Annotated in this window: 1 protein-coding gene; it reads right to left on the bottom strand. The window is 63.0% G+C overall.

Translation table 11 applies throughout. The features are described from left to right. Positions 1-222: 222 nt before the first annotated feature. Positions 223-1,260, bottom strand: a complete 1,038-nt coding sequence (locus GGD66_RS41110) for an IS110 family transposase (RefSeq protein ID WP_183230394.1) — start codon at positions 1,258-1,260, stop codon at positions 223-225. Positions 1,261-1,290 lie beyond the last annotated feature (30 nt).

Here is a 1,290-nt window from a genome sequence, read left to right as displayed (position 1 = left end):
GATCGCTTGCATCCATATGTGCGGCCTGTTGGGTGCAGCTTGTTCGCTGCTGGCCAAGATGGTTTCCGCAACACGAGTTCCAATCACCGCAGCGGCCTTTGTACAGCCAATGGGTCCCACGGATTTGCTCGCGTCTCGGGTCGACCGATCATTCCATCTTCTCTGCTCTTGCAGCTCCGGTTCGGCCGGTGGGCTAAGCCGCCGGCCGGCCAAATCTCTCAGCTACGCGGCGGTTGCCGTGGTGGCATCGATCCGCGCACTCTCGTAGCTTTCTCCAGTGGTCATCAGCTTCCAGGCGATGCGAGCCATTTTGTTGGCCAGCGCCACTGCGGCAAGCTTGGGTGTCTTGCGCTTCAACAGCTCGATCAGCCAGCGAGGCCCGCGATCGCGGGTTTTGGCCATCTTCACGACCGAGGTCGCTCCGACCACCAGCAGCTGACGTAGCCTCTCATCACCTGCACGCGTTATCTTGCCGAGCCGGGTCTTTCCCGCGGTGGAATGGTCCTTGGGCGTCAGGCCGAGCCAGGCCGCAAACAGTCTTCCTGAGCGGAAGGCATGCGGGTCTGGCGCCTTCATCACCAGCGCCGCCGCCGTGACCGGACCGATCCCCGGGATCTGCGCCAATCGCCGGCTCGTGGCATCGGCCCGGTGCCAGGCAAGCAGCCTGGCCTCGATCGCCTTCAGCTCGACCTGCACCTGTTCATATTGGCGAGCCAGCATCGCAAACAGCTCGCGGGCCAGCTCCGGCACGCGTTCGTCTTGCCCAATCGCCCCCAGGAACGTGGCGAGCTTGTCCAGCCCCTTGGCCGAGATCAGACCGAACTCGGCCGCATGCCCGCGGATCGTATTGGAGAGCTGCGTGCGACGCGTAACCAGTTGCTCGCGGACGCCCAGCAGCATCAGTGCGGCTTGCTGATCGACCGTCTTTACCGGCACATACCGCATCCGAGGCCGGCTCGCCGCCTCGCACAGCCCTTCCGCATCGCGCCCATCGTTCTTGTTGCGCGGCACGTAGGGCTTCACCAGCTGCGGCGCAATTAGCTTGACCGTGTGTCCCGACCTTCCAAGCTCGCGCGCCAAATGGTGGGCTGCGCCGCAAGCCTCGATCACGATCACCGTCGGCGGCAGCTTGGCAAAAAACTCCAGCATCGCCTTCCGGCTGAGCCGTTTGCGCAGCACCACCTGTTCCGACGCATCGACGCCATGCAGTTGGAAAATATACTTCGACGTATCCATCCCGATACGGATAATCTGGCTCACGGACGGCTCCTGTGAATGGGTGTGTGACAA

This window comes from Bradyrhizobium sp. CIR48, from assembly GCF_014198315.1.
GTDB lineage: Bacteria > Pseudomonadota > Alphaproteobacteria > Rhizobiales > Xanthobacteraceae > Bradyrhizobium.
The sequence above is the reverse complement of the archived record's forward strand: the minus strand, read 5'-3'. Positions and strand labels throughout refer to the sequence as shown.